26 protein-coding genes, 1 tRNA gene and 1 pseudogene are annotated in these 23,072 nt (G+C 61.6%); 13 read left to right on the plus strand and 15 right to left on the minus strand.

Going from position 1 to position 23,072, the window contains the following annotated elements; genetic code table 11:
- Positions 1–349: 349 nt before the first annotated feature.
- On the minus strand, positions 350–538 hold the full coding sequence (locus NKH35_RS05160; RefSeq protein ID WP_023688348.1) for a hypothetical protein: 189 nt from the start codon (positions 536–538) through the stop codon (positions 350–352).
- Positions 539–1,261: 723 nt separating this feature from the next.
- Positions 1,262–1,483 (minus strand): hypothetical protein, encoded by a 222-nt coding sequence (locus NKH35_RS05165; RefSeq protein WP_023681532.1) that lies wholly within the window; start codon positions 1,481–1,483, stop codon positions 1,262–1,264.
- 86 nt (positions 1,484–1,569) lie between these two features.
- On the opposite strand from NKH35_RS05165, the gene NKH35_RS05170 reads away from it, so the two are divergent.
- The gene (locus tag NKH35_RS05170) at positions 1,570–2,433 is read left to right on the plus strand and encodes an ATP-dependent DNA ligase (protein ID WP_352757907.1); all 864 of its coding nucleotides are present in this window, start codon (positions 1,570–1,572) and stop codon (positions 2,431–2,433) included.
- On the opposite strand, the gene NKH35_RS05175 is transcribed toward NKH35_RS05170, so the two are convergent.
- The 5 genes from NKH35_RS05175 to NKH35_RS05195 all read right to left on the minus strand — a co-directional run bounded on the left by NKH35_RS05175 (position 2,430) and on the right by NKH35_RS05195 (position 6,951).
- Entirely contained in the window at positions 2,430–2,678 is a 249-nt protein-coding gene (locus tag NKH35_RS05175) for a hypothetical protein (protein WP_023695401.1), read from the minus strand. The genes NKH35_RS05170 and NKH35_RS05175 overlap by 4 nt on opposite strands.
- Before the next feature lie 890 nt (positions 2,679–3,568).
- On the minus strand, positions 3,569–3,760 hold the full coding sequence (locus NKH35_RS05180; RefSeq protein WP_023734429.1) for a hypothetical protein: 192 nt from the start codon (positions 3,758–3,760) through the stop codon (positions 3,569–3,571).
- A 1,333-nt stretch (positions 3,761–5,093) separates the two neighbouring features.
- A tRNA-Leu gene (locus NKH35_RS05185) sits at positions 5,094–5,179 on the minus strand.
- A 128-nt stretch (positions 5,180–5,307) separates the two neighbouring features.
- Positions 5,308–5,970, minus strand: coding sequence for an outer membrane protein (locus NKH35_RS05190; protein WP_352913618.1), 663 nt, complete (start codon positions 5,968–5,970; stop codon positions 5,308–5,310).
- A gap of 129 nt (positions 5,971–6,099) precedes the next feature.
- On the minus strand, positions 6,100–6,951 hold the full coding sequence (locus tag NKH35_RS05195) for an alpha/beta fold hydrolase (RefSeq protein WP_352913620.1): 852 nt from the start codon (positions 6,949–6,951) through the stop codon (positions 6,100–6,102).
- 262 nt (positions 6,952–7,213) lie between these two features.
- On the opposite strand from NKH35_RS05195, the gene ade reads away from it, so the two are divergent.
- Positions 7,214–9,025 carry an adenine deaminase gene (ade, locus tag NKH35_RS05200; protein ID WP_023734425.1) on the plus strand — a complete coding sequence of 604 codons (1,812 nt, stop codon included), beginning with the start codon at positions 7,214–7,216 and terminating at the stop codon, positions 9,023–9,025.
- A 21-nt stretch (positions 9,026–9,046) separates the two neighbouring features.
- Here the strand turns inward: ade and NKH35_RS05205 are convergent.
- From NKH35_RS05205 to NKH35_RS05220, 4 genes and pseudogenes are all read right to left on the minus strand, one after another.
- Positions 9,047–9,834 (minus strand): annotated as a pseudogene (locus NKH35_RS05205) (alpha/beta hydrolase).
- Between the two features lie 517 nt (positions 9,835–10,351).
- Positions 10,352–11,425, minus strand: coding sequence for an alpha/beta hydrolase (locus NKH35_RS05210; RefSeq protein WP_352913623.1), 1,074 nt, complete (start codon positions 11,423–11,425; stop codon positions 10,352–10,354).
- 100 nt (positions 11,426–11,525) lie between these two features.
- Positions 11,526–11,924: a hypothetical protein gene (locus NKH35_RS05215; protein WP_352913626.1), complete on the minus strand. Its 399-nt coding sequence runs from the start codon at positions 11,922–11,924 to the stop codon at positions 11,526–11,528.
- Entirely contained in the window at positions 11,917–12,927 is a 1,011-nt protein-coding gene (locus tag NKH35_RS05220; RefSeq protein WP_352913627.1) for an aminopeptidase P family N-terminal domain-containing protein, read from the minus strand. The genes NKH35_RS05215 and NKH35_RS05220 overlap by 8 nt, the downstream gene beginning before the upstream one ends.
- 123 nt (positions 12,928–13,050) lie before the next feature.
- Between NKH35_RS05220 and ilvA the strand changes: the two genes are divergently transcribed.
- Genes ilvA through NKH35_RS05235 form a run of 3 tightly spaced genes read left to right on the plus strand, consistent with a single transcriptional unit; the run spans position 13,051 to position 15,218 of the window.
- A complete protein-coding gene (gene ilvA / locus NKH35_RS05225; protein WP_023715803.1) occupies positions 13,051–14,307 on the plus strand; it encodes a threonine ammonia-lyase IlvA in 1,257 nt (418 codons plus the stop codon).
- Positions 14,304–14,882: a DUF1697 domain-containing protein gene (locus tag NKH35_RS05230; RefSeq protein ID WP_023688362.1), complete on the plus strand. Its 579-nt coding sequence runs from the start codon at positions 14,304–14,306 to the stop codon at positions 14,880–14,882. The genes ilvA and NKH35_RS05230 overlap by 4 nt, the downstream gene beginning before the upstream one ends.
- Before the next feature lie 27 nt (positions 14,883–14,909).
- A complete protein-coding gene (locus NKH35_RS05235) occupies positions 14,910–15,218 on the plus strand; it encodes an outer membrane protein (RefSeq protein ID WP_081731510.1) in 309 nt (102 codons plus the stop codon).
- A gap of 106 nt (positions 15,219–15,324) precedes the next feature.
- Here the strand turns inward: NKH35_RS05235 and NKH35_RS05240 are convergent, their stop codons facing one another.
- Both NKH35_RS05240 and NKH35_RS05245 read right to left on the minus strand, forming a co-directional pair.
- Positions 15,325–15,618 carry a DUF2218 domain-containing protein gene (locus NKH35_RS05240; protein WP_023688364.1) on the minus strand — a complete coding sequence of 98 codons (294 nt, stop codon included), beginning with the start codon at positions 15,616–15,618 and terminating at the stop codon, positions 15,325–15,327.
- Positions 15,619–15,751: 133 nt separating this feature from the next.
- Positions 15,752–16,192, minus strand: a complete 441-nt coding sequence (locus NKH35_RS05245; protein WP_023667513.1) for a VOC family protein — start codon at positions 16,190–16,192, stop codon at positions 15,752–15,754.
- Between the two features lie 357 nt (positions 16,193–16,549).
- On the opposite strand from NKH35_RS05245, the gene NKH35_RS05250 reads away from it, so the two are divergent.
- The 6 genes from NKH35_RS05250 (at position 16,550) to NKH35_RS05275 (ending at position 19,977) form a co-directional block, all read left to right on the plus strand.
- Positions 16,550–17,146 (plus strand): cold-shock protein, encoded by a 597-nt coding sequence (locus tag NKH35_RS05250; RefSeq protein WP_031201193.1) that lies wholly within the window; start codon positions 16,550–16,552, stop codon positions 17,144–17,146.
- A gap of 128 nt (positions 17,147–17,274) precedes the next feature.
- Positions 17,275–17,847 (plus strand): DUF192 domain-containing protein, encoded by a 573-nt coding sequence (locus NKH35_RS05255; RefSeq protein WP_352913630.1) that lies wholly within the window; start codon positions 17,275–17,277, stop codon positions 17,845–17,847.
- 10 nt (positions 17,848–17,857) lie between these two features.
- Positions 17,858–18,625 carry an alpha/beta fold hydrolase gene (locus NKH35_RS05260; protein WP_023725755.1) on the plus strand — a complete coding sequence of 256 codons (768 nt, stop codon included), beginning with the start codon at positions 17,858–17,860 and terminating at the stop codon, positions 18,623–18,625.
- 238 nt (positions 18,626–18,863) lie between these two features.
- Complete coding sequence (locus NKH35_RS05265; protein ID WP_352913632.1) at positions 18,864–19,052, plus strand: hypothetical protein; 189 nt, start codon at positions 18,864–18,866, stop codon at positions 19,050–19,052.
- A 70-nt stretch (positions 19,053–19,122) separates the two neighbouring features.
- Positions 19,123–19,437 (plus strand): hypothetical protein, encoded by a 315-nt coding sequence (locus NKH35_RS05270; RefSeq protein WP_023822943.1) that lies wholly within the window; start codon positions 19,123–19,125, stop codon positions 19,435–19,437.
- 39 nt (positions 19,438–19,476) lie between these two features.
- Positions 19,477–19,977 (plus strand): GNAT family N-acetyltransferase, encoded by a 501-nt coding sequence (locus NKH35_RS05275; protein WP_023725758.1) that lies wholly within the window; start codon positions 19,477–19,479, stop codon positions 19,975–19,977.
- On the opposite strand, the gene NKH35_RS05280 is transcribed toward NKH35_RS05275, so the two are convergent.
- The gene (locus tag NKH35_RS05280) at positions 19,974–20,588 is read right to left on the minus strand and encodes an HD domain-containing protein (RefSeq protein ID WP_352913634.1); all 615 of its coding nucleotides are present in this window, start codon (positions 20,586–20,588) and stop codon (positions 19,974–19,976) included. The two genes, NKH35_RS05275 and NKH35_RS05280, sit on opposite strands and share 4 nt — an antisense overlap.
- Positions 20,589–20,721: 133 nt before the next feature.
- On the opposite strand from NKH35_RS05280, the gene cysE reads away from it, so the two are divergent.
- Together cysE and NKH35_RS05290 are read left to right on the plus strand one after the other, a co-directional pair.
- Entirely contained in the window at positions 20,722–21,570 is an 849-nt protein-coding gene (gene cysE / locus NKH35_RS05285; RefSeq protein ID WP_023695384.1) for a serine O-acetyltransferase, read from the plus strand.
- Between the two features lie 255 nt (positions 21,571–21,825).
- Positions 21,826–22,029 carry a DUF3126 family protein gene (locus NKH35_RS05290; RefSeq protein WP_006200852.1) on the plus strand — a complete coding sequence of 68 codons (204 nt, stop codon included), beginning with the start codon at positions 21,826–21,828 and terminating at the stop codon, positions 22,027–22,029.
- Positions 22,030–22,284: 255 nt separating this feature from the next.
- On the opposite strand, the gene NKH35_RS05295 is transcribed toward NKH35_RS05290, so the two are convergent.
- The gene (locus tag NKH35_RS05295; RefSeq protein ID WP_352804484.1) at positions 22,285–23,010 is read right to left on the minus strand and encodes a hypothetical protein; all 726 of its coding nucleotides are present in this window, start codon (positions 23,008–23,010) and stop codon (positions 22,285–22,287) included.
- Between the last annotated feature and the right edge of the window lie 62 nt (positions 23,011–23,072).

The raw sequence follows: 23,072 nt of genomic DNA on the forward strand, positions 1-23,072 counted from the left end.
CCGAAGCTCGAAGAGCGAAGGGTGGTGCGGAGAACCCATACGATTAGAGATCGAGGGAAACTGATAGCTCAGCAGGTCAATAGCCGTGATTTCGAAGTGCTGCCTCAACTGAGCCGTAGCGGTCAATTTGCCCTGCTGGGATCAATCTTCGTGAGCCGCTGCCTGGTCTCGACCACGCGCCTTTGCGCAGATCGGATTCGGCAACACAAGGCGAGATTCATAGCGACGCCGCAGTCTTCATCGAGCAAGTTTTCAGCGCCCTTCCTGCTGCGACTCGGCCGATTACCGCTAAGGTTACCGGCAAGCTCTCCCACGTCCGGACTGGGTCGAGATCATTTGAAGAACTCTTTCAGCTTGTTGAGTCGACTGTCGCCAGAGGCCTTCCGGCCTTCAGGACACGCCGCCTCGCCGATCGTATCCTGCTGGATAAAGCGAGGTTCTCAGCCACCATTTTCTCGCTGAGTACCAGCGCGAACTCGGTCTGTTTGATGCGCTGCTGAGCATCAGCGAGTTGCATCGTGAAAAGATCGGTTGCCATTGTTGATCCGGGATCCGCGAGATTCATGATTGCGTAACACATGGCGGCCGAAATCGTTCCTAGTTGTCGGGCGAAGCCGGTGCCGCAAAGGGCGGCTGAGTTTGAACTTCCGACCCGACCAGACGTCCGCGAGCGCCAAGGCATCGAGAGCCCAGTGATCGGAGGGCCACTACGAGCGGGCGCAACCCGACCACTTAAGTGATCAGCCTCGCTACAGCCTTGACAGGTACAGTCGCGGCCTCATCAAGGGGAGGTATCAATGGTCTCGGCGATTGGAAACCAACATCGGCAGGCAGCTGAAACTCGACCGAAACCCGCAAAGACAGAACCGGGCGAAGGATTTGCGCCAGGCAAAAGCGCAGACAGCGTAGGACATCGCGCCAAGGCAATGGCGGCAGAAAGTGGCGACACGGATTCTGGCGCCCAGGGGCGCGCCGCATCGACAATCGCCAGGATGGATATCACCGTTTTGGCTCCACAGAGCGAAGAGCCGCCTTTGGAGTAACCCGGGCGGCCGTGCCGCTGCCTCGGTCCTTGTGCAGCACGACGCGCGCTGGCTACGCTCGGTGGACACGTCGTCTCGAAACACTTCGGGCGTTGCACTGCCGCGAGCCGCCTTCGCTGCTGGTCGAGGGGCTGTAACCCTTGGTGAGGCCGGCATCGCCTCGCCGGTCGTTGCGAGCCCACGATCGCGCGGCCAAGCGACCTTCCCTGTATCGGTCTCTATTTGATACTAGGGGACGGCGGTTTCATCACGGGCAATTGCAGCTGGTCAATGGTTGCGACGATGCCGGCGGCAATGGCTTCCGCCTCATGGATCAGTTCCGGACCATAGAGCCCATTGACCATCTCTTCGCTCGGCAGCACGCCAGGAGGACAGTGCTCTTCCATTGTGCGCCGGATGAGCGTCAGCGCTGCCCGGCATTGGTCGGCTTCGATCTTCATAGCCCTTCAAACATCCAATTCGTCTAAAATGTTCCGGAACTAATTTAGCGCTAGCTAATTGAAGTCGCAGTTCTGCGAGTCAGTGCATGCGTCTGAAATTCATCAAGCCCATGGAACCCGAACTGGTCGACACGCCGCCGATGGGCGATGATTGGATTCATGAGATCAAATTCGATGGGTACCGCACCCAGGTCATCAAGGATGATGACGGGATTCGGCTGATCACCAAGAACGGTTATGATTGGACGGGCCGCTACATCCAACTTGCCGGTGAGGCGGAAGCGATGGAGGCGAAAGACTTCATCATCGACGGCGAGACCATTACGATCAATGAGGCTGGCCTATCCGACTTCCATGCGCATCAATCAGCCGCGACCAGCCGCAAGCCGTCGCGCGATCTGTATCTGCCAGCATTCGACCTCTTGCATCTGAACGGGCATGACTTGCGGAACACGCCGGTGGAAGACCGTCGCGAGATCCTCCGGGCGTTGATCCCGGACGGTGGCCGAATCCAGTTCAGCGAAGCGATGCCGGGCACTGGCGACGCCGTCTTTCATCTGGTTGACCAGGCTGGGCTTGAAGGTATCGTTTCAAAGCGGAAGGGCAGCAAGTATCGGTCGGGTCCGACGACGAACTGGCGCAAGATCAAGTGCTATGCCGAAAAGGAGATGGACATCATCGGCGTGCAGCGCGAGGCCGGCAAGCCTGCCATGGTGCTGATGGCCGACAAAGGCCACTATGCCGGCGGCGCCTTCGTCACCTTCAAGGCGGACAAGCGCCAGCGCCTATGGGACCGCGTGCAAGGCAAGATTGGCGGGCCGGCGCCGAAAGGGCTCAAGAGTGACAAGGCCGAATGGCTAAAGCCGGGCCTGGTCGGCCGCGTGCGGTTCCTGAAGGGCGAGGAGAAGCTTCGCCATGCCAAGCTGCTGGATTTCCGGGAGGAGACTTAGCCCGGAGGCTTGTCCCGGGGCTGTGCCGGTCCTGTCCCGTTCCACTGGATGAACTTCGCCCTCTGGCCGGTGATGGTCTCGATCGACTTCAACAGGGGTCCATGGACCTTGCGTAGAGCTTGGTAGTGCTCGCCGTGGTACGCCAGGAGCGGCCCGACGATGCTCTTGTGCAGCGCTTCGGCTGCCGCCAGGAAGCGCTCGATTTCAGCCCGGGAAAGTTGTTCCGAAGGTTTGGTTCTGGCCATTGGCGCTCTCCATTGAGGGTCGCCGCAACGAGGACTATAATCCTGCATGCCGGACTGCCTGAGAAGAGGGCTCGCCAGCCTTACCCCGCAGGTAGCAGTAGGGCGACGGCGTCAAGCGCAGCCATCAGGAGCAGCCACCAGCAAAGATGAGCAACGGCAGGCCCGGCGACCTCCTTTGGCACACGGGACAACAAGAAGGTCGCCGAGCCTTACCGGCGCTGCTTTGTGAGGGAGACGACGCCGGATGAGATGAGAGTATGCGATCGTGCTAATCTCTACGAACCATGCGAACGAAGGAAAGCCTTGTGGCACCGACGTTGAGATCAAGGTCGGCGGGGCGCTGATCGCTGCGGCAGGATTCTTCCAAAGCGGTAGTGAGTCCAGAGCGGAACATTAGCGTGGGCTAACGGTTAATTCGGCAGTGTTCCGAACCGTGATTGGTAGAGCGATGGTGACGTTTCATCTTGTCTATTTTTCCGGCCTGACGGCAGACCAGCTGCTAGGCAGCGCCGTTTCTATCCTGGCGTGTTTGCTGCTTTATAACGCTCTGGCTACGGACGCCTGACTGATAGGTCGGCCAGCGGCCCGGCATCCTTGGCAGCCGGCGATTGCCATCCCGATGCCAACTCCTATCACGAGGCCAAAGACAAGCTTGCCGACGAAATCAATGGCGAGGGCCGGACAGGACGCCACACGTCCAGGCAGGGCTCTCTGAGGGCATTGGCGATGCCCGTTGCCTCAAGGTGGCGAGCTTTTTCGTTAATGGGCCTCCGCGCTGGGCAATCTGTTCCAAGAGCTTCTGTGATGCCTCTATGACGCGGCAAACCTTGGAAAAGGTTTCCGTGGCAGGACCGGGGTACGATTCTAACAAACTACAGCTGTATAGGCCACTAGCGCCCGACGATCCGGCTAATCATGTCGTCGTCAGGTGCGCTGTCGGTGAATTCCCGTAGGAGCGCCTTCGCGTGGTCTACCCAATGCTCTTCAGCCAGGCCCAGCTCCCGAACGGATCTCCTGAAGGTCTCGCACACCACATCGAAATCGAAGGCGTTAATGCTGTAGCCTTCCTCGTCATGGTCCATCGGCCGCCTCCCCCAATGGGGGAAACTGTACGGAATCGTACGAAGCAAGTGCAAGGGCATTCAAAAGCAATTGGCTGATGCCGCCCGATCGTTCCACAATGTGTTGCTAATATGCAGCACCGACTGAATCTCCGATCAGCGGCACTTGTGGTTGGTTCCAACAGCTGCACGTTGACGGCAAGATGCCAAAGCCAACGACATGCGGGCGACGAAGATGGACAAGCGACAAAACACAAGAAATGTTGAGTTGGTCGGTCTTCTGGCCGTGCCGTTGTCAGTTCTAATCACGCTGCTGATAGCTGGAGTGATCCTTTGCTGAAATGTTTGAGTGGCAAAAGGCTGGGGCGGCGGTTTTTCCCCTTTGAAAGAAGTCACCATGTCCCAATCGGTCGAACCCCCGATTGCCAGAGGATAGCCCAGACCGTGAGGTGAACTGTGAAGTCGCATTAGAAGCCGCGTTTGCGGCCTTGGTGACTGCGTCAGAAGCGCAAGGTCGGACGCCACAGGAAACGGCTGCAACTCTTCTTAAAATCGCGACGGAGCATGCCCACCGGGTTGAGGCGCTGCGGCCCCAGCCGGCTCCCAAGGGAGTGCTTGACCTGGCCCGCGCGGTCGGTCGCTACCGACAGGAGTGTTGCAGCAGGTATTCCAGCAAGAGTGTTAAACCTCTTCAGTTTTGTCCCTCTCCTCTGCCAATGCGCTTTTATCAAAGCCAAGCCCCAGTGGCATCGGCATGATAAGGTCTGTGAGTTGCGGCTTACACTCGAAGAGGATTGCCCTGGCCAATAGGTGGCCGGCTCGCAAAGGTCTTTGAGACGTTCTGCAGCCACATCCTGATCTAATGACCGTCAAGGCCGGACGACGCGTATTTCTCATGTCGGCCTTCATTGTAAGTTCCGGTACGGAGATCCTTCGGAAGGCATCCTCGATGTCGACATGCTCCATAGCGTATGAAGAGCTACCAGCACGCTTGTAATATAGCTTTTGATCGCTGCGGTGTGGTCGACGTTCCGACCGTGGCACGTCGATGACTATGAAACCGGCGTTTTGGTCGGCATTCGATGCAAGTCCGGCGACACGGATACCGTCGTTTTTCGGCTGCATTAGATCCCCAACTGCCGAGCTTACGACCGAAAGGGCTACAGGTTCGGGATTTGGCTCAAGCGCAGTTGCGCCGTCAGCCCCGTCACTGTTCTTACGGCAGCCAATACCGAACACCAAAACTCCAGCATGGCAGTTCCCGGCTTTGTATCCCGGCTCTACGGCTACCCGCGTCAGCCTTTTCTATGGTAGCCAGTGAGTTCTTACAGAACGAATCCTAAGCATTTCAATTTGGTGCGGACGACGGGAATCGAACCCGTACGATCAGAGATCGAGGGATTTTAAGTCCCTTGCGTCTACCAATTCCGCCACGTCCGCAGGCCAGCCCTTTTCAGACGCCAGCGAAAACCCGTCAAGCCATCTTTTGCCGAGTGTCGAACTCATGAAAGGTGGTTCGTGATTTCAAAACAATTGGTTGTCGCGAAAATCTCAGTCGCCGAGAACGCTCAGAATTTGTAGCTGAGATTGATACCGACCGCGTTCAGCTTCACATCCTGATCGCGATCGTTAAAGGGTTCCGCCACGTCATAGTGCTCGGAGCCGAAATCGTAATAGCGATATTGCGCGCCGACGATGAATTTGTCGGTCAGCGCGTAGTCGACGCCGGCACCCAAGGTCCAGCCGACATTCGTGCGTGTGCCGGCGAACGACGCGCCTGCGACTTGCGACGTTTCGATGCCGGCAAAGGCGACGCCGCCGACGCCGTAGACCAGCAAGCGGTCCATGGCTAAGCCCGCTTTGGCGTCGACAGATCCGAACCACTTGATGTCCGTGCGAAATGTGCTTCCAAGGCCTGATACGGCCGTACCGTCGATGGCGGAGTAATTGAGCTCCGCCTCGGCGCCGAGCACTGCCTGGTCGAACTGCCACAGGCCGGCGACATGGCCCCCGACGAAACCGCCGTCAATGTCGGGCGAGATGGAAAACGGCGCGCCTTCCGTCACTGATATGTCGGACTGGCCCCAGCCGTAGCCAGCCTGCAGGCCGGCATAGTAGCCGGTCCAGTCGAAGCCTGGTTCGGTCATCGGCACCGCCATCGAGTCGGCGGCGAATGCCGGCCCGGCCAGAGCAATCAGAAATCCGGCACTGGCAATGGTCAGACAGCGCATCGAGTTCTCCGAAAAGGCGGTTCAGAAGGCGCCTTGCCGGAAGGTAATCCTATTCGCCGCAAAACGGAACCCATTGTTCAACAATCGGAATGCACCCGTTGCTGCGCTGGGGTGCTCTACCTGGGGGCGCTATTTGGCGTCAATGAAATCCAGCGCCGCCTGGCTATATTCGTCCGGCGCCTGCAGCATGGCGAAATGACTGGCGTTGGGCAGGATGATGAGCTTGGCGCCCGGAATGACGGAGGCCATGTATTCGGTGTGTTCGCGCTTGATCGCCTCGTCATGGTCGCCGGCAACGATCGCGGTCGGCGTGGTTATCTTGCCGAGCTGTTCCTTGGTCCAGGCCGGCTCCGACTCCCACATGTGGCTGATCTGCGCCACGAAGGCATCGTACTGGTCGGGAGTCTTCGACAGTTTCTTGTAGTCGCGTCCCGAGCGGTCGATATAGGCGGCAAAGGTCTTGTTGGTCAGCACACCCGGATCGACGCCATCGGTGGTGACGTTGGCGGCCTGCGCAAAGAGCCTTGTCAGCCGCTCCGGATGATGCAGCGCGATGTCGATGCCGATAATGCCGCCGTCGCTCCAGCCGACAAGAGCGGTCTTGTCGATCTTGAGATAGTCGAGCAGCGCAAGATAGTCCGACGCCATGAGGTCATAGCCGTAAGCTTGCTCGGTGCGGGTAGAGCGGCCATGGCCGCGGCTGTCGGCGATGATAACCTTGTGCGTCTTGGACATCGTCGCCACCTGGCTTGCCCAGATGTCGCCGTGGCCAAGGCCGCCATGAATCAGGAGAATCGGATCACCGGCGCCGAAAACGGCATAGTACATCTGAATGCCGTTGACCGGCGCATACCCGCTCTGATCCGGTTTGGGCATCGCCGCCGGCTCCGGCAAGGTCTGCCAACGCTCCTCGGCGGATGCAAAGCCGGACGAGATCAGGAACAGGGTGACGAAGGCGAATGCTTTCAGGAACCGGATCATGACTTCACCTCAGGAGGTCTCGGCCTCATCATAACAAAAACCCGCCTCGCGGCGGGTCGTCGGCGCAAATCAGCACCATGGCCAGAATGGTAACATAAGTGCCGGCACAAGCCAAACTGAATGACCGCACCGTTGATGCCTGCCATCGGGGTGAGCAGGTGCGGCGCATCCGCCCGGGCGAGTTCTCATCGACCGGATTTCGTCCGCAATCGCTGGTCAAAACGTTGCCGGCTTGGCACAGTCGGGCAAACAGGAGTCTTTCATGGCCAAGCAGCCGTCGGCGACGAAACCCAAGCCCTGGACCGAGATGGCGACGCATCTGGTCGACGTCGCGACGGGGCGCAAGCCTGCCGATCTCGTCATTCGCAACGGCCGCTGGGTGAACGTGCACTCCGGCGAAATCATAGCCGGCACCGACATCGCCGTTGCCGGCGGCCGCTTCGCCTATTGCGGGCCGAATGCCAGCCATGCCATCGGCCAGGGCACCAAGGTGGTCGATGCCGGCGGCCGCTATCTGGTGCCCGGCCTGTGCGACGCGCACATGCATGTCGAGAGCGGCATGGTGACGGTGACCGAGTTCTGCCGCGCCGTCATCCCGCACGGCACCACCTCGATGTTCATCGATCCGCACGAGATCGCCAATGTGCTGGGTCTGCCCGGCGTGCGGCTGATGCATGACGAGGCCGTCGCCATGCCGATCAACGTCCATGTCCAGATGCCGTCCTGCGTGCCGTCGGCGCCGGGGCTGGAGCATGCCGGGGCCGAACTGACGGTCGCCGATGTCGCGGAAGCGATGACCTGGGAAAACATCATCGGGCTCGGCGAAGTGATGAATTTTCCCGGTGTCGTGGCCAACGATCCGGTGATGTCGGGCGAGATAGCCGCCACGGTGCGAGCGGGCAAGACGGTCGGCGGCCACTATGCGTCGCGCGATCTCGGCCTGCCGTTCCATGGCTATGTCGCCGGCGGGCCGGAGGACGACCATGAAGGCACACGCGCCGAGGACGCAATCGCCCGTGTGCGCCAGGGTATGAAGGCAATGCTGCGGCTGGGCTCGGCCTGGTACGATGTTGCCTCGCAGATCAAGGCGGTGACCGAGAGCGGTCTCGACCCGCGCAACTTCATCCTGTGCACCGACGACAGCCATTCCGGCACGCTGGTGCATGAAGGCCATATGGACCGGGTGGTGCGCCACGCCATCCAACAGGGATTGAAGCCGGTGACGGCGATCCAGATGGCGACGCTGAATACCGCCCAGCATTTCAAGCTGGAGCGCGAACTGGGCTCGATCGCGCCGGGACGGCTGGCCGATCTGCTGATCGTCTCCGATCTTGCCGCCATGACCATCGACGAGGTCTATGGCCGCGGTATCAGGCTGGCCAAGGGCGGCAAGCTCGAGATCGACATTCCGGCCTATGATTACCCCAAATCGGCGAAGAACACCGTCAAGCTCGGCAAGAAGCTGAAGCCAGGCGACTTCGACATTGCGGCGCCCAAGGGCGCCAACGAGGTGCGGGTGCGGGTCATCGGCGTGATCGAAAACCAGGCGCCGACGCGGGCGCTGGAGGCCGACCTGCCGGTCGAGGACGGGCTGGTCGCCATGGATCGCCGCAACGACATCTGCCAGATCGCGCTGGTCGAGCGCCACCGCGGCACCGGAGGCGTCACCAATGCCTTCGTCTCCGGCTTCGGCTATATGGGCGACTGCGCCATGGCGTCGAGCGTCGCGCATGATGCCCACCACATCATCTGCGTCGGCACCAACAAGGAAGACATGGCGCTGGCCGTCAACCGGCTGGGCGAGGTCGGCGGGGGCGTGGTGCTGTTTTCGAAGGGCAAGGAGCTTGCGCTGGTCGAAATGCCGATCGCCGGGCTGATGTCGGACGAGCGGGCGGAAATCGTGGCGGCCAAGGCGGAGAAACTCACCGAGGCGATGCGCAAGATGGGCTGCTCGCTCAACAACGCCTACATGCAGCACTCGCTGCTGGCGCTGGTCGTCATTCCGGAGCTCAGGATTTCCGATGTCGGCCTGATCGACGTGACGACGTTCCAGAAGGTCGATCTTTTTATCTGAGATCAGCCCGCTGCTTGGCTCTCATCCGCCGGTGGCGATGGTCAGCACCTTGAATGGCGTGGTGATGATGATCTCGGCGACGGATCCGACTGCCTTGCCGAGGCCTCGGCCGAGATTGTCGATCTGGCCCTGCGTGGGTTCGTCCGATGCAAGGCCGGCTGGAGCGCGCAGACGGTCGCCGAGCAATTGCACCAGGAACGGGTTGTCGGCGAATTTGGCGTGGTTCAGGCGGTCGCCGCCCTTGATCTGGCTGAGGTCGGCCACAACGACGCCGTAACGCCGTAACTGGCAATGTCGGCGGCGTTGCCGTAGTCGCCGACGCGCGGCTTGTCGCCGGATATCAGGCTGGACAATCGCAGAGCACGGTCGTCGGCGGAAAGCAGGATGACGAACGGCCTGTCGGGCTTGCCGTAGCGGATCATCTGCTTCTTGAAGACGTCGACGTCGATATCGGGCGATGCCAGGACGACACGGCCGAGCTTGCCGTCGAGATCGCGGTCGCCGGTGATGGCGAGCTGGCGCAGCGCTTCCATCGTCACCCAGGTTCCCATCGAATGCGCGATGATGTCGATGCTCTTGACCTTTGTCTTGGCGAGCATCCTGAGCGTCGCCTCGAGGTCGTCGCGCGCCGCGTTGGCGCTGTCCTTGTCGTAGATATAGCCCGTGGTCTTGCCGCTCGAAGCCCACGAAAACAGGATCGGCGTGCCGGGATATTCGGTGTCGTGGGCGATCTGCGTCAGCCGGTAGACCCCATCGTCGAAGCCGTTGTTGAAGCCGTGGACGAAGACCAGCGCGCGGTCGCCATTCATGGTGATGTTGGCACCGACGGCCTTGGCGAATTGCGAGGCGTCGCCGTAGCGCACGACGTCGGTGGCGGTGAATTGCTTGGCCGGGTTCGAATTGGCCGAGCCCTTGGCGCGCTCGATGGCGCCGACCTGGTGGACCTTCGGCACGGTGACGTCGACGCGAGCGTAGCTGGTGGTCAGCGAGCGATCGCCATCGAACACCTGGCGTGGGTCCTTGGTCGCCTGCTTGCGGGTGGTGGCGACGAAGATTTCGTGGGTGGCCGCGATGTCGGAGGCAGGCACCGAAACCGTCGTCTCGTTCAACAGGTCATGGGTGTTCGGGCCGGCGCAGCCGGCGGCAGCTAGCGCGAACGCAAGGACCAGGACAGTCTTCCATCGCTCGTTCAAGCGGGCTCCCGCTGGCGCATTGGCGCCGATTTCAATGTCGTAGAGGCAGAGACCGGTCCGGTCCAGTTGAAAGTGATCGGGCCGAGCGGCATTCGCGACCTCACGCGGCGACGGTCGCCGCAAGGCGACAGCCTTATTGTCCGAGCGCGCTGATACGGTCGGTCACCGTCTGGTCGCTGGCAAAGCCGTCATCCTCGCGCAGCCGCTGGCCGATCATCTTCACCAGTTCGGGATTGTCGGCGAATTTGGTGTGGTTGAAGCTGTCGCCTCCCTTGACCTTGGAGAGGTCGACCACGGTGACGCCATAAGCGGCGAGGTCGGCGGCATCCTTGTAGTCGCCGACGCGTGGCCGCGAGCCTGCGATCAGGCCTGAGAGCCGCAGCGCCCGGTCGTCGTCGGAGAGCAGCAGGATGAACGGCTTGTCCGGCTTGCCGTAGCGGCGCATCTGGCTCTTGAAGACGTCGACGTCGATGTCGGGAGAAGCCAGCACGACATCGCCGAGCTTGCCGCCGAGATCGCGGTCGCCGGTGATGGCCATCTGGCGCAGCGTTTCCATGGTCACCCAGGTTCCGAGCGAGTGGGCGACGATGTCGATGCGCCGCGCGCCGGACTGCTGCAGCATGCGCAACGTCACCTCCAGCTGATCGCGGGCGGCGCTGGCGCTTTCCTTGTCATAGACATAGTCGGTGGTTCTGGCGCCCGATGCCCAGGAAAACAGCACCGGCGTGCCGGGATAGCCGGAATCGTGGACGATCTGGGTCAGGCGGTAGACCGCGTCGTCGAAGCCGGTGTTGTAGCCATGCACGAAGACCATGACGCGGCCGCCGCGCGCGGCGATGTCGGTGTTGAGCGCGCTTGAGAATTGAGGCTGCGCATCGTAGCCGACGACCTCGGAAGCCATGAAGTATTTCGCCGGGTCGTTCGACTTGCCGCGCGAGCGGCGCTCGATCTGGCCGGTCTGGTGGATGCCGGGAACGGTGACGGTGACGCGGGCGTAGTTCAGCGTCGCCGAGCGTTCGCCGTCGAAAACTTTGTTGGGATCGTCGGATTTCTTGCGTGTGGTGGCAATGAAGATCGAGTGATTGCCCGAGATTTCGGTCACCGGCGTGGACATGACGGCGCTGCCGAGCAGTTCCTCGGTTTTGCGGCCGCCGCAGCCGGCGATCAACAGGGCAAGTGCAAGAATGTAAATCGTCTTCAAACGCACGTCAAAAATTCCACTCCGGCCAAAAGGCCCATATACCCCCGCGGCACCTCCCGGACAGTGAGAGTGCGGCAGAAGTAAGTCGTGTCCAGCCGAAATGTGATCAGCGTCGGGTCACAGCCATCGCACTGTTGCGCGAAAGCCAGAATGGCGGCAGGAACGCAGGGATGTTGGAGAAGGGCAATACCTCGGGTTTGAGCCTGATGCCCAGCACGTCGCGCATGAAGGCGCGGCGCGCCTCGATGCGGCGCCATGCCTCGGGATAGCGGGCCGCGATCTCCTCGCGCAGGGACTCATCGGCAAGCGCGATACCGTCTTCGATGTTGGTGGTGAAATAGCTGGTTCCGGTCGCCGGAATGATGTCGACCTGCAGCGCCATGCCCGATTGCAGCTTGATGTCCGAGCCGGAAAACACCGGCGAATGCATCCATTCGTCGATGTGGACGAGATGGCCGGGATTGAGCGAGACGCCGAAGAACGGGTCGCCTATGCGGTCATGCACGGCTTTCCAAAGCGCTCCGCCGGCAACGCCTATGCCGATGGTCTCGTACCAGTCGACGACGGCGGCGAAATAGGGCGCTACCAGCTGTTCGACATAGTCGCTTATCTCGCGCGGCAGTTCGGCCGCGCTCTCGACCAGGAAGCCGGCGCGGGCGTTGAGCGAGCCCTGGATGCCATAGGCCATGGTGACGGGATCGCCGCGCTTGATGATGTCGAGGCGGGCTAGGCAAGCCGTAGGGCGCACGCCTGCCGGCGGACAGCATCGGGTGGCAGCACAGGGGCAGGCCGTTGATCCCCATCAGCCGCGCGGCCTGCAATTCGCTCATGCCGGGCTCAATATTCCCAAGCACGTTGCGCAGGCCCTGCGAGGAAAAGGTCGCGGCGAATTCGAAGGACGCCAATTGGTCTGCCTCGTTGATGGCGCGTAGGCCGTCGGATGGGTTCATCAACAGGTTGGCGGCGTTGACCACCGCGCCTCTGTCGCCGGCCAGTGTGCGCAGCGTATCGGCGATGAAGGACGGCAGGTCGAGCGTCGTCTCGCCAAAGCCGCCATCGCCGGGGCCGAACGGCTTCCAGCCGATGGCGCCGATCTTCTGGCCGGCTTTCAGGCCGCAGGCGGCAAGCGTGTCGGATAGAGAGGCCGAGCGGTCGCGTGGCTGCGCCGGCAGCGAGAAGGTCTGGTATAGGACGCGCTGGTAAGGCCCGTCGCAGATTTCGGCATAGCCCCAACCCTCATTGCCGACGAGAAGTTTTGGCTGGCTGCCGGGAACGATGACCAGCAGCGTCTCCTCGAAACGCGGATCGTAACCACTGAGATAGGCGACATTGGCCGCGTGCTCGCGGTCGCCATAGACGGCAAAGGCGTCGAGCCCGGCCTCGGCGCCGCGCGCCAGCAGAGCCTCGATGCGCGCTTCGTAGGTCCGCCGCTGAACTAGCGGCATCACTGTTGGTTCGCCGAATTCAGGAAGGTCTATGGTCTTCAGGGCGACAGCCGAAACAGGCATGAAGATGGCTCCAATGGATTCCTGCTGGCGCGTCAAAGCGGCCGCGCCGCATCGGTGGCTGCAAACGGCGAATTGTGCAATAGGCTTCGCCTTCGAACCATTCGATCCAGAGGTGACGGCGCCATGAACAGTTTCTCCTCCCGTGTCGCCACCGCCGCAGCCGCGATCCGCGAGATCTTTCCCGAAACGCCGCTGCAGGAAAACGACTATCTGTCGAAGAAGACGGGGGCTCGGGTGCTGTTGAAGCGCGAGGATCTTTCGCCGGTGCGCTCCTACAAGATCCGCGGCGCCTTCAACTTTTTCCGCAAGGCGCTTGCCGCCGGCAACGAGGCCGAGCTGTTCGTCTGCGCCTCGGCCGGCAACCATGCGCAGGGCTTTGCCTTCGTCTGCCGCCATTTCGGCAAGAAGGGCGTGGTCTTCATGCCGGTGACGACGCCGCAGCAAAAGATCGACAAGACGCGGCTGTTCGGCGGCGATTTCGTCGAGATCAGGCTGGTCGGCGACTTCTTCGACGACTGCTACCGCGCCGCCTTCGAATTCACCGAAAGTTCCGGCGCGCATATGGTGCCGCCCTTCGACCACAAGGATATTATCGAGGGGCAGGCGACGGTCGCCTATGAGATCGCCGACCAGATGCCAGGCGCGCGCATGCCCGACATCATCATGCTGCCGGTCGGCGGCGGTGGCCTGGCCGCGGGGGTGACGCACTATTTCGCCGATCAGCAACGTGACGCGCGCTACGTCTTTTGCGAACCGGCCGGTGCGCCGAGCCTGCATCAGAGCCTCGCCAGCGGCAAGCGCGTCCGGCTCGCCAATGTCGACAATTTCGTCGACGGCGCGGCGGTGGCCGAGATCGGCCGCGAGCCGTTGCGCCACCTCAAGGAGTTCGCCGCTCAGGCGGTGCGGCTGATCCCTGAGAACCGGCTCTGCGCCACCATGATCGAGATGCTCAACATCGAAGGTGTGGTGCTGGAGCCGGCCGGTGCCTTGGCGATCGACGCGTTGAAGGATTTTTCGCGCAAGGAAATCCGCGGCAAGACCATCGTCGCGGTGGTGTCGGGCGGCAATTTCGATTTCGAGCGGCTGCCCGACGTGAAGGAGCGGGCGCTGCGCTTCGAGGGGCTGAAGAAATATTTTATCATCCGCTTTCCGCAGCGGCCGGGCGCGCTGCGCGACTTCCTCGAACTGCTCGGTCCCGACGACGACATCGCGCGCTTCGAATATCTGAAGAAATCGGCGCGCAATTTCGGCTCTGTGCTTATTGGCATCGAAACCAAAGACCGGCGAAACTTCGATTTGCTGAGGGCGAATTTCGAGGCCGAGGGCGTGCACTATCAGGACATCACCGACAACGAGACCCTGGCCGGGTTCATCATATGAGCGGTACAGCCTGCCACCCGAAGCTCGAAGAGCGAAGGGTGGTCTTCGTCGCGCTGTTTTCCGGCATCAACGTCGGCGGCAACCGCATCGTCAAGATGGCGGAGTTGCGAGCGTTTTTCGAAGAGTTCGGTTTCTCGGACGTCGCCAGCTATGTACAGAGCGGCAATGTCGTGTTCCGGGCCAGGAAGGGCGACGCCGCCACGCTGGCGAAACAGATCGAAATGGCGTTCGAGAAAAAATGGGGCTTTCACTCGCGCATCATGGTGCGCGATCTCTCCTGGTTCGAACGGTTGGTGAAGGAGAATCCTTATCCGGAAGTCGCCGGCGATCCGACCAAGCTTCACGCCTACACGCTGGAGCGCCAGCCGACGGCGGACGAGATCGCCAGGCTTGCCGAAAAATGCACCGGCCCGGAAAGCTTCGAGGTCAGGGACGACGTGCTCTACCTCAAGGCGCCGGACGGGCTCGGCAAATCGGTGTTCGCCGGGCTGATCCCGCGCGTGCTGAAAGTGCCCGGCACCGCGCGCAACTGGCGCTCGGTGCTGGCGCTGCTGCAGATGGCGCGTTCGCTTTGAATCGCTTAGATCTGCATTGCGGTCGCGATGCTAATTAAGTCTCGGCTAAACAACAAGGGCGGCGCGGCGGCGACTCACTACAAATTGAGTTATGGCGATACTTTCGATTTTGACGGGGTGCCCGACCCGGACAGCAGCGCATCGAGGAGCGGAGGCCGCTTCGGCTATACGATCGGTGGCGGTGTCGAATGGGCCTTCGCCGACAAATGGACCACGAAGCTGGAATACCAGTACTTCGACTTCGGCAAGGTCCGTTTGACAGATATCGAGGGCAACGACGCAAGGGTGAAGATCGACGCCCATACGATCAAGATCGGCCTGAACTACAAGTTCTGATCGATCCGTCGTTCCGACAATTCAGATGGCGTCGCAACCAAGTGACGCCATAACGTTGTCCGGGGCTGGCCAGCTTCCGGCGTTCGGCGTTGCGGCTGACAGCAGATCAGGTCGCCGGAGCCTGCTTCCACTCGAAAGTCAGCTCCTCGCGGAAGGCGAAGCGCTTGATGTGATCGGCAACGACGCTCTCCATGCGCTCCAGCGATCCACTTTCATCCGTCGACACCGTGATATGCAGCGCTGCCGCATCGGCATCGAGAACCGTGCGGCCGAGCGACAGATCGATGGTGCCGTGGTTCGGATCGAATTCGACGGGAGATTTGTGCGCCCAGTGCTTGCACAGCTGCTGCAAATAGCGGCTGGCATATGCGGTGGTGACATCGGCACGGCTGGTCGGCATGAACGAATTCTCCTGGATGAGGCACTGGCTTTGCTTGGCTGGCGCGACAGGCAGGTAAATAGGTGCCGTTGGTCGAAATGGCAAAGGCGGCCGGCTTGTCGGCGCGGCCGCCTCGCTCAAGATGGCGTGATCGCTACCAGGTGCCGGTGTTCGGCATCGATGCCCACGGCTCGGCCTTGGGCTTGGCCGGGCCCTTCTGCAGCAGTTCGAAGGAGATGCCGTCCGGCGACTTGACGAAGGCCATGTTGCCGTCGCGCGGCGGCCGGTTGATGATGACGCCATTGTCCATCAGATGCTGGCAGGTGGCGTAGATGTCGTCGACCTCATAGGCGAGATGGCCGAAATTGCGGCCGCCCTTGTACTCCTCCGGATCCCAATTGTAGGTCAGTTCGATCAGCGGCGCCTTCTCAGTGATGCCGCTTTCTACATCCTCGGAGGCGGCGAGGAAGATCAGCGTGAAGCGGCCCTGCTCGTTTTCGTAGCGGCGCACTTCCTTAAGGCCGAGCTTGTTGCAGTAGAAATCAAGCGAGACATCGACGTCGGCGACACGGACCATTGTGTGGAGGTAGCGCATGGGATTTCCTCGGGGATGTTTGGGTTGCGAGGCAACATAAGGTCCACCCCGCCGAAGGGCAACGAGCATCGGACTGGAAAAGTGGTCACCGGTTTTGGAAAAATCAGATTGCTCTGACAAAAGCGCCGGACACAAGTGGTTGCCGATTTCGGCAAAATCCCTTGCAAATTGCCGACCGGTTGACCGCCTTGATGGATCGTCATTGCTGCCGGCAGCGACGCCGGCAAACAACAAGTCAGCTATTCCTGTATTCAACCGTGAAAAAAGGCACGGCAGGTCTTGCACACCCCGGAAGCGGCGGTGTTAATCTAATGTCAAGAATCACTTGCGGTTTTCTTGAAAAAAGGGGGCGTTCTTATGGGGGATAAGGCCTCTTTCACGAGGCGGGATGAGAACCTTGACGGCGCCCTGAAGCGCGACAGTGGCGGCGATAGCGCCGACCTTGTCGAAATCGCCGGCGCCATCAAATGGTTCGACGTGGCCAAGGGCTACGGTTTCATACTACCCGATGACGGTTCTTCGGGCGACATCCTCCTCCATGTCACCTGCCTTCGAAAGGACGGTTTTCAGACGGCATTGGAGGGCGCGCGTGTCGTGTGCCTTGTCAAGCATGGCGACCGTGGTTTGCAGGCGTTCCGGGTGCTGTCCATGGACACCACCACCGCGGTCCATCCGGCTGAGATGCAGGAACAGCGCACCCATGTGGCGGTGACGCCGGAAAGCGGGCTCGAGCGGGCGCTGGTCAAGTGGTTCAACCGCACCAAGGGTTTCGGCTTTCTGACGCGCGGCGAGGGCACCGAGGATATCTTCGTCCATATGGAGACGCTGCGCCGCTATGGCATCACCGAGCTCAGGCCCGGACAGGTCGTGCTGGTGCGTTTCGGACGCGGTGACAAGGGCCTCATGGCTGCCGAGATTCACCCCGATATGGGCACCTTGCCGGTCGCGCATTAGGACGCGAGCCCTTACGATGAACTCCAGCCGACCAATTCAGGACGGCTCTTTTTCTTGGTTTCACCACGATCTTATCCGAATACCTGAGACCACTTTTAGGGATCATGGTCTTTGGTCGAGGATTTCCAATGGCGTACAGGAACTGGCTGACAGCGGGCGCGCTCTGCGTCATCGTTGCGGTAGCCGCAGGCGCTTACTTCTATTCCGGGCAGCCGACCGCATCCCAGCAGACGATCGCCGGCGGTCAGGCGATGATCCTTCCCGTCGATCCGACACCCTTGGTCGTGGCGACGAAAGGCGGCGATAAATCCTTTTCGATCGAAGTCGCCGACACCGACTCGGAACGCGAGGCCGGCCTGATGTATCGCCAGGATATGGCCGACAATCATGGCATGCTGTTCGTCTTCGAGATGCAGAAGCAGGTCGGCTTCTGGATGCACAACACGCCGATGCCGCTCGACCTGATCTTTGTTGGACAGGACGGCAAGGTCCGGGCCGTCAAGCACGGCACTCCATTGTCCGATGCAGTCATCTCGCCGGGTGTGCCAGTGCGCTTCGTGCTGGAGCTCAAGGCCGGCACCGCCGCCAAAAACGGCATCGACCATGGCGATCTGCTGCGCCATCCGGCCGTCGGCACGGTGTACGGCCCCGGCATGCCGCCATCGGACAAGGGCAACGCGCCCACGCCCGGCGCCGGCTGAGCCGCTCCCGATGCAATTCTTCTCCCATGACGGGTTCGACTTCGCCTTCCTCGACCGCCTGCCGGCGTCGGGGGCGGGCGATCCGGTGCTGATGATCCACGGCTTTGCCTCCAGCCACTATGTCAACTGGGTATCGCCCGGCTGGTTCAAGACGCTGAACGATGCCGGCTATCGCGCCATCGCCTTCGACAATCGCGGCCACGGCTCGTCGTCGAAAAGCTATGACGAGGCCGACTACACCCCGGCCAAAATGGCTTCGGACGCGGCGGCCCTGCTCGACCATCTCGGCATCGGCCGCGCGCATGTCATGGGCTATTCGATGGGCGCGCGCATCGCGGCGTTCCTGGCGCTGTCCGATCCCGACAAGGTGGCGACGCTGGTCTTCGGCGGCCTCGGCATCGGCATGGTCGACGGCGTCGGCGACTGGGATCCGATCGCCGAGGCGCTGCTGGCCGACGATCCGGCCGCCACCAGCCATCCGCGCGGTCGCTCCTTTCGCGCCTTTGCCGATCAGACGCGCAGCGACCGCCGGGCATTGGCTGCCTGCATCGCCACGTCGCGCGAACTGCTCAGCGAACACGACATGACGCGCATCGCCCAACCGACGCTGATTGCGGTCGGGACGACAGACGATATCGGCGGCTCGCCCGACGAGCTCGCCGCGCTGATGCCGAATGCCAAGTCATTTCACATCGACGGCCGTGACCATATGCTGGCGGTGGGCGACAAGACCTTCAAGCAGCGGGTTTTGGAGTTTTATGCCGAGAATCCGCTTTAACCGGTAAGCGATTTTCGGGCGATATGGATTGGGCGGCCGGCGAGGGGTGGCAAACAATGGCACAATGGGGAAGAAGCGCCGACGCTCTGCCGGGCCCCGTCGTGACAAGCAAGTTCGGCAAGCGTTCCGTCATCCTGGCGCTGCTCGCCTTCGGTGCCGGTGTGATAGCGCTGACCACAATGGTGGCGCTGCCGACCCACGCATCCGAGCGTGCCCAGACATCGCCACGGGTTTCTTCATGGCGGTTTTCCTGCTGGCAGGGCCGTTGGCGCATATTGCCGGATTGATTTTCGGGCTGATGGCGCTGGTGCGTTCGAACGATAGCCGCGTGCTTGGGGTCGTCGGCATTCTGCTCAACGGCGGCTCCCTGGCGGTTGGCTTCCTGCTGCTTGTGGCAATGGCATCGACGATAGGCGCTTTCACCTGATCGGGGACGAGTAATGGCCGGATGGGGAAGAAGCACGATAGCAATGCCCGGCGTGGTGGGGCGGAGCAGCTTGGGCAAACGCTCGGTGATCCTGGCCCTGCTGGCGTTCGCAATGGATTTTGCGGCGGTGGTCACGCTGGCGTTGATGCCAGGCGAGGCGTCGCTGGCCGCTCAAAACGTCCTCGGCGGGGTTTTTCTGGTGGTGTTTCTCGTTGCGGCGCCGCTGGCGCACATCACCGGCGTGGTTTTTGGCTTGATGGCACTGGGACGTTCAAACGACAATCATGTCCTCGGCATCGTCGGTATCCTCCTCAACGGGCTGTCGTTGGTGATCGGCCTGTTCTTTGTTTGGGCGGCGACCAAGTCCGTTGGCGCCTTCAGGTGATCGATCTTCGTCTGGCTTGCAGCCGGAGGCGGTGCCGCTTTGGTTGACCTTCTCGTCACCTATATGGACATGCGCCCGCGCGATTTGGCGCCTGCACGCGTCAGCCCTGCAGCAGCGACCACGGTGGCGCTGGAAAGGCTGGACAGCGCCGCTTACATCGACCTCTACCGCGCTGTCGGCGAGCCGGTGCAGTGGGACCAGCGGCTGCGCATGCCGGCGGAAGACCTCGAGCGCCTGCTGGCGCTGCCCTCGACACATATCCATGTGCTGCGCGTCGAGGGCGAGGCCGCTGGCCTGTGCGAATTCAACGGCGTCGGCCAGCCTGAGGTCGAGCTGGTTCATTTCGGGCTGGTTCCCGCCTTCCAGGGTCGCAGGCTCGGCCCGTTCCTGCTCGACCAGGCGCTTCGCGCCATCTGGTCGCGGGCGCCGCAAAGGGTCTGGCTTCATACCGACACATACGACCATCCGGCCGCGCAATCGGTCTACAGGCGCGCCGGTTTCAAAGCCTATGCGCAGCGCATGGGGACATTTCCGGATTAGGATTTGAGCGTTTCTAGAGACCGCGCCAGGTTTTGCCTGGCTTGGGGCTCGAACCTCTGGCGGAATTCCTGCGAGTGAAAAATATGCTGGCGCGCGAGGAAAGTCTTGAGAATCACGCCGCGGCCGGCGCGCCACATCGGCTCCTCGACCCAGCCATATTCGCGGCGGACCGCTTGTTCGTAGGCGTCGAAAGCGTCGGGTGACGCACCCAGGATCGCCAGGTCCATGTCGAGGAAAAGCGCTGCGTCGCGGAGGGCGTTCTCATCGGCAAGGCCCCGTGGTTGAAGGCTGGGCAGCTCATGCGTGGCGGTGGCGACGATCATCGCCGCTATGCGGCCGAGGCGCTCCGGATCGGTGCGGGCGCCAAGTTTGTCCTGAGCAAGTGCCGCACTCCTGGCCTCGTTGTCCTTGGCGCGGCTGTCATAGATGGCGTCATGGAACCAGATTGCGGCTTCGACGGCGCCGGAATCATGCAGCGATGCTCGATATTCGTCCGCCAGCGCCAGCAACGCCTCTATATGGGCGAGGTTGTGATAGTGGCGATCCGGAGCTTGATAGAGCCGGCAAAGCGCGCGTTTCAGCGGGGCGTCGATCAAGGGTTCGTTTTCCATGGCGGCTTGAATTTCCGTGAACCAAATCCATTTCACCGAGCACTAAGGAAAATTGAGTTCAATCGTGCTATGATCTGGCTTATATGTGCCGCCGGAGAATAGGCAAGCGGCCAGGACGCAGGACAAGACGTCGATGAACAGCATCAGCATTTCCCGCCCCACAAAGGTGCAGCCGGTCGATCCGATCTGGCGTTCGGTCCGCGACGAGGCGATGGAAGCGGTCAACCGCGACCCGCTTCTGGCGGCGTTCCTCTATTCGACCATCCTCAACCAGGAGAGCCTGGAGGAAGCTGTCATCCATCGGCTCGCCGAGCGGCTCGCGCATCAGGACATCGGCTCCGACCTCATCCGCCAGACGTTCAAGTCGATGCTGGCCGACGACAAGGAATGGTCGTCGATCGTTCGTGTCGACATCCAGGCCTATTACGACCGCGATCCGGCCTGCGACCGCTTCATCATGCCAGTGCTCTATTTCAAGGGTTTCCATGCCATCCAGACGCACAGGCTGGCACATTGGCTGTGGAATCAGGGCCGCAAGGATTTCGCGCTCTATCTGCAGAGCCGCTCGTCCTCGGTGTTCCAGACCGACATCAACCCGGCCGCCCGCATCGGCAAGGGCATCTTCATCGACCACGCCACCGGCCTCGTCGTCGGCGAGACGGCGGTGATCGAGGACGATGTGTCGATCCTGCACGGCGTGACGCTGGGCGGCACCGGCAAAGCCGGCGGCGACCGTCACCCCAAGATCCGTTACGGCGTGCTGATCGGCGCCGGCGCCAAGATTCTCGGCAATATCGAGATCGGCCATTGCTCGAAGATCGCGGCAGGCTCGGTCGTGCTGTCGCCGGTGCCGCACAACAAGACGGTTGCCGGCGTACCGGCCCGCGTCGTCGGCGAGACCGGCTGCGACCAGCCTTCGCGGCAGATGGACCAGCTTTTGCCGTCGCAGTCGATGGACCAGGTCGTCAGCTTCGACATCTGATTTGCAACACCCGGCGTGCCGGACTGAGTCCGGTTGCCGGCGCCGTTGCCTCTGGAGCATGATGCCGAAAAGTGTGAAGCGGTTTTCGGACGACATCATGCTCTACCTCCTTGATTTAGAGGCGGATTTGGATTCGACCTGAAATCATCCGGCTCCAGGGTTCGCGTTCTATCCAACCGGCTTGCCTTTACATCGCCATTGTCGACGTGCCAGAAGCGCGTTCCAACGAGCAAGCCCGACGATCGGAGAAGACTTTTGAAGCCGGACGAAATCAGAAAGCTGGACGCCTATTTCAAGCGCGTCTTCCAGAATCCCAAACTCGAGGTGAAGGCGCGGCCGCGCAAGGAAGATTCGGCCGAGGTCTATGTCGGCGACGAGTTCCTCGGCATCGTCTTCAAGGACGAGGACGACGGCGACTATAATTTCTCGATGGCGATCCTCGACATCGATCTGGCCTGAGCCCAGAGGGCTACGGACTTCGGCGATTGGCGGCAGCCACCTGCGCCATCGTCATCCCGGGGAGAAGCAGCCGCACAGCGGCGTCGCTGAGACCCTGGGATACATTCCGGGCCTCGGCTCAGGAATGTGGCGGTCCAGAACTGCCTCTGCTGCTTCCCAACAGTAATTCTGCACCGCTTCGCTGCCTTAAGGGCATGGAACGGATCCTCGGGTCCGCGCGGCTTCGCGCCCGTGTATGACAAAAGCGGAGGGCCGCTACCGTGCGGTCTTTAAGACGCGCGTGGCCTCGGCGACGATAGCGGCGTCAAGCGCCGGCCAGTTGCCCAGCAACTCCCGGGGAAAGCGGTAGGTCAGGCTGAGGCTGTCGCCGACCTGGATGTCGCGCTCGCAGGGCGCCAGCGATTCCTCAGCGCTCGGTCCGCTCAGGCAGCGGGCGACGAACGGGTCCTTGCCGGGCCGGCCGGCGACCGCAAGCACCTCGTTGAGATAGCCTGATTTTTCCGTAAAACCGTAAATCGTCGTGCCGCCGGGGCCGGGCGCGCCGGGCTGGCTGATGAGCGCGCTATAGATCGGCGCGAAACGGCCGCTCATGTCGCGCGACATCATCTGCGGTTCAAACGACAGGAAGATGATGTTTTTGGCGGCCCCCGTGTGGTTGAAATCGTCGCGGGCGGCTTCGCTGTAACCGTCCATCTGGGGATAGCGCAGATAGAGGTCGAGGCGCGAAGCGATGCCGTCGCGGCGCGCCTGCAGGAAGCGGATGGCGTTGGCCGGCACGGCAATGACATTGTTGCCGATCACTACCCTGTGGACCGTGATGTCGTCGGTGTAGCCGGCCATGGCGATCGAGCGGCCGAACCATTTTCCGCCAAGGCTGATCGCCAGCGACAGCAGCGCCAGTGCGGCAAAAGCATAGAACACCCGCTTCATCAGCACGGAATCGACGACGTTGAACTCTTCTGCGGTCGCTGCCTGCTTCATCGCAATCCCCATAGTCGCCGCCCTCTGTCCCTGGGCGGCACACATGCCGCGGCATGGCTCTT

This window comes from Mesorhizobium sp. M1143 (assembly GCF_040318435.1).
Lineage (GTDB): Bacteria > Pseudomonadota > Alphaproteobacteria > Rhizobiales > Rhizobiaceae > Mesorhizobium.